The 5,066-nt window shown below is 34.9% G+C and carries 4 protein-coding genes; 3 read left to right on the top strand and 1 reads right to left on the bottom strand.

The window, feature by feature from the left end; translation table 11 throughout:
- Nucleotides 1–138: 138 nt before the first annotated feature.
- Nucleotides 139–816, top strand: coding sequence for an MgtC/SapB family protein (locus tag ACFWDE_RS29855; protein ID WP_215571894.1), 678 nt, complete (start codon nt 139–141; stop codon nt 814–816).
- Nucleotides 817–1,019: 203 nt separating this feature from the next.
- Nucleotides 1,020–3,935, top strand: a complete 2,916-nt coding sequence (gene colA / locus ACFWDE_RS29860) for a collagenase ColA (RefSeq protein WP_377896309.1) — start codon at nt 1,020–1,022, stop codon at nt 3,933–3,935.
- A 35-nt stretch (nt 3,936–3,970) separates the two neighbouring features.
- On the opposite strand, the gene ACFWDE_RS29865 is transcribed toward colA, so the two are convergent.
- Nucleotides 3,971–4,474 (bottom strand): GNAT family N-acetyltransferase, encoded by a 504-nt coding sequence (locus ACFWDE_RS29865; protein WP_377896310.1) that lies wholly within the window; start codon nt 4,472–4,474, stop codon nt 3,971–3,973.
- A 254-nt stretch (nt 4,475–4,728) separates the two neighbouring features.
- Here ACFWDE_RS29865 and ACFWDE_RS29870 point away from each other — a divergent pair.
- The coding region (locus ACFWDE_RS29870; protein ID WP_377896311.1) for a DUF2871 family protein at nt 4,729–5,066 on the top strand (338 nt) is incomplete at its 3' end.

Here is a 5,066-nt window from a genome sequence, read left to right on the forward strand (position 1 = left end):
ATGTTAATATTTAAAATATTAACATAAATCGGTTGGTATATTAAGTATATTTTAATGAAATGCTTTTATATCGATAAACGGATGTCTGTGATAATTTTTATTTTATCTATCTATAATGAATGAAAGGGGGAAGTGCCCGTGAGCTTACATATTGATTTTATTATACGAATCGGTGTTGCCGGTTTATTAGGAGCAATAATTGGTATTGAAAGGGAAATTCGATCAAAAGAAGCTGGATTAAAGACTCATTTCCTCGTAGCGGTAGGAAGTGCTTTAATAATGGTTGTTTCGAAATATGCCTTTTCAGATATTGTATTTAAAGATCATATGTCTCTTGACCCAAGTCGTATTGCAGCGCAAGTTGTTAGTGGAGTAGGGTTTTTAGGTGCAGGTACAATTATTATTCAAAAGCAGGCGGTGAAAGGGTTAACGACAGCGGCTGGTTTATGGGCTACAGCAGGAATTGGATTAGCAATTGGAGCAGGTATGTATGTAGTGGGCGTTGGAGCGACGATTCTCGTTTTAATTGGTTTAGAGATTGTAAGTCGTATTTTTAAGGTGCAATTTTTATTTCCACAAAATATAACATTGCAAATTTGTATGAATAAACATGAAGCGGTACAACAAATATTAGAGACGCTACAAGTGAAAGGTATTCCAATACTTTCATATGAAGTGGAATCTTTACAGCGAGATACAGGTGTAGTTTATAAGGTAGGAATGCAACTGAAAAATATATCACCTGAAGAAAAGAATGCATTAATTCAGTATATGCAAACATTACCGGAAATCACGTTTATCAAGTTAAAATCATAGCGTTGAAAAAGGGGTTAGATGTAGCAGGAATTTCGCTATTATCTATCCTTTTTTGACACAAATGGCATGGAGAATCAAGCGTTAATTTTGCTTTAAATGGATACGTGTGTGAACGTTACCTTATTTTTTCTCAATACATAATAAATAGTCAGAATAGTAAAATAATGAAGTGGGACACTAAAAAATGTAAGGTAGGGGAGAGCATGAAAGGCTATTCAAAAAAAGTGTTAGTAGGGGTAAGTTTTGCTAGTTTAATGTTAGGTAGTTTTCAAGGGAACATATTGGCGGAAGATACTAAGGTAGAGCAAGTTTCTTATCGCAATGTGCTCAAAATGGAGCCGGTTGGTGTACAACTGCCAGTGCAAGAATTAGCTCATTCATCGAAAGTATTAGAAAGCAAGTCTTTTGAGAAAAGGCTACAATTTGCTGATTTATCGCAAAGACCACCTGAAGTAAAAAAGGAAAGTAAGCAATTAGCTGTAGCCAAAACATATACAATTGCTGAATTAAATCAATTAAGCAATCAGCAGTTAGTAGATTTACTTGTAACAATCGATTGGGAGCAAATTACGGGGCTATTTCAGTTTAATAAGGACAGCCTTGCATTCTATCAAAATGATAGTAGGATGCAGGCGATTATTGATAAATTGAAGCAGCAAGGACAAGCTTACACGAAGGATGATTCAAAAGGGATTGAGACATTAGTAGAAGTATTGCGCTCTGGATTTTATTTAGGGTTTTATAATACGGAATTAAGTAAACTAAATGAGCGGAGCTATCATGACAAGTGCTTGCCGGCGTTAAAAACGATTGCGAACAATCCAAATTTCAAGCTCGGTACATTGGAACAAAATAGAGTTGTATCATCATACGGAAAATTAATAGGAAATGCTTCGAGTGATGTGGAAACGGTAACATCGGCTGCAAAGATTTTTAAGCAATATAATGATAATTTTTCTACATTGGTAGATAATCTTTCAGCTGGAAATGCGATTTACGATATTATGCAAGGTGTTGATTACGATATTCAATCGTATTTGTACGATACGAGAAAAGCACCGAAAGATACAGTATGGTATCAGAAAATAGATAGTTATATTAATGAGTTAAGTAGATTTGCGTTAATGGGAACGATTACAGAGAAAAACGGATGGCTTATTAATAATGGCATTTATTATACAGGTAGACTCGGTACATTCCATAGTACAGGGACAAAAGGATTACAAGTTGTAACAGATGCGATGAAAATCTATCCTTATTTAGGTGAGCAATATTTCGTAGCAGCTGAGCAAATTACGACGAATTATGGCGGGAAAGATGCAAATGGTAAATTGGTTGATTTAGATCAAATACGAGAAGATGGTAAGAAAAAATATTTACCAAAAACGTATACGTTTGATGATGGGGCAATTGTTTTAAAAGCCGGAGATAAAGTGACTGAAGAGAAAGTGAAACGTTTATATTGGGCAGCAAAAGAAGTGAAGGCACAATTCCATCGTACGGTTGAAAGTGACCAACCTTTAGAAAAAGGAAATCCAGATGATGTATTAACGATGGTTATTTATAATAGCCCAGCTGAGTATCAATTTAATCGTCAATTATACGGATATGAAACAAATAATGGTGGTATGTATATAGAAGGAACAGGAACGTTCTTTACTTATGAACGTACACCAGAAGAAAGTATATATAGTTTAGAAGAGTTATTCCGACATGAGTTCACGCATTATTTACAAGGTAGATATGAAGTGCCAGGACTTTGGGGACAAGGTAAGTTTTATGAAAATGAGAGATTATCTTGGTTTGAAGAAGGGAATGCTGAGTTCTTTGCAGGTGCAACGAGAACGGACAATGTCGTTCCAAGAAAGAGCATTATAGGAGGACTATCTTCGAATCCAGCAGAACGTTATACGGCAGAGCGAACGTTAAATGCAAAGTATGGAACGTGGGATTTCTATAATTATTCCTTTGCTTTACAATCGTATATGTACAATAAGAGATACGATATGTTTGATAAAGTTCATGATCTTATTAGGAAAAATGATGTAACAGCATATGATGTATATCGCTCTGCTTTAAGTAAAGATGCCAATTTAAACAAAGAGTATCAAGACTATATGCAAATGCTTGTTGATAACCGTGAGAAATATAATGTCCCATTAGTATCAGATGATTATTTAGCAACTCATGCACCGAAACCAGTTTCGGATATTGCGGCAGAAATTACAGCGGAAGCGAAATTAAATAATGTATCGGTAAAGAAAAATAAATCACAGTTCTTTAATACATTTACACTGCAAGGAACGTATACAGGTACTGCTGCAAAAGGAGAATATGAAGACTGGAAAACAATTACGCAAAACGTTAATGATACGTTAAAACGTTTAAGTGCAAAAGAATGGACAGGCTATAAAACTGTAACAGCTTACTTTGTGAATTATCGTGTGAATGCATCAGGGCAATTTGAATATGATGTTGTGTTCCACGGTATTAATACAGAAGAAGGTGCTGTGAATAAAGCGCCGGTCGCGGTTATTAATGGTCCGTATAGCGGAAATGTGAATGAAGCAATCTCGTTTAAAAGTGATGGATCAAAAGATGAAGATGGGAAAATTGCTTCTTATAACTGGGAGTTCGGTGATGGTGCGGTAAGTAATGAGCAAAATCCAACTCACGTATATACAAAAGAAGGAACGTATACGGCGAAATTAACAGTAACAGACGATAAAGGATTAACTAATACTGCTACAACAAGTGTAACGGTTCAAAAGAAAGAAGATAACAGTGTAGAAAAAGAGCCAAATAATTCATTCCAAACGGCAAATAAACTGCAGTTAAATCAAGTTTTACGTGCTAGTTTAGGAAACGGTGATACGAGTGATTACTTTGAAATAAATATAGAAACTGCGAAAAACCTTCAAATTAATGTAACGAAGGAAAATAATATCGGAGTAAACTGGGTTCTTTATTCAGAAGCAGATTTAAATAATTATGTTACGTATGCACAGCAACAAGGAAATAAATTAGTAGGTAGTTACTATACGTATCCAGGGAAGTACTATTTACATGTATACCAGTATGGTGGTGGAACAGGGAATTATACGGTAGAAGTGAAGTGAAAAAAAGGGTCGCCATTCATGGCGACCCTTTTTTGTTATGCGTTATACCCGAATAATTTTAGATCTTCTCCTGAGTCTGAAATTATTTTTTCGAATCGCAATCCTACTTTTTCTAACAGCGTACCTGAAGCAACATTATCTATAGAAGTAATTGCTACAATTCGTTTCATTCCTAGCTTCTGTACACCGTATTCCATTACCGCAGAAGCTGACTCGTAGCCGTATCCTTTCGAACGGAATTTTTCTAAAAAGGCAAAGCCGATATCGACATCTTCTAATGAATCTCTTTTAATAAGGCCGCACATGCCAAGTGGAGTGAAATCTTCTTTTCGTTCAACTAAGTAAAGACCAAAGCCCATTTTATTATACATATCGACGGGTCCGTTTAAGATGTAATTTTTTGCATCTTCTAAGTTTTTAACCCCTTTATTACCAATAAACTGAATCCATGCAGGATCGTTTACTAACTCGAGAATGAACGGAGCATCTTTTACATCGAGCCAGCGAAGAGTGAGTCTTTCAGTTTCAAGAACTATCAATCTATCGCACCCCCTTTAAAAGTTATAACAATTAGTATGGATTGTGCGAAATAAAAGTGCAAGTTATTTTAATTGAGAGTTACTGTTCACATAAAGTTCGATTGTTTTGTATAAAAGGATATTTTATAATTAGGATTGATTGTAAAGAGTGAGATACTTATACAATGACTCCTAGGAAACTAGGAGTTTTTACTATATAACTATCATTATTACTAAATATGACACACTACACATTCTACTTAAGGAGGTACATAATGAAGAAATTATATAATGCATCGTTTACTTATTTGATTATCGGTTTATTGTCAGGAATATTTGCTAGGGAGTATGGGAAATATAAAGGGATTTTAGGCTCTACTTTATTAAATCTTTTGCATACGCATACGTTAGTACTTGGCTTTTTCTTCTTTTTAATTGCTTTAGGATTAGCAAAAGTATTCGCGTTTCATGAAGTGAAAGGATTTAATAACTGGTTTATTTTACATAATATCGCATTAACTTTAATGCTAGGTTCGTTGGCAGCGAGAGGGCTTCTTCAACTAAATGGAGCGGACTTTAAAGGGTTAACTTATATTGTAGGATTCTCTCATTC

It is taken from the genome of Bacillus sp. NPDC060175 (assembly GCF_042728695.1).
Taxonomy (GTDB): Bacteria; Bacillota; Bacilli; order Bacillales; family Bacillaceae_G; genus Bacillus_A.

Excerpts from the sequence above, each read along its gene's own strand:
- colA (WP_377896309.1), top strand. The coding sequence starts at position 1,020 with ATGAAAGGCTATTCAAAAAAAGTGTTAGTAGGGGTAAGTTTTGCTAGT.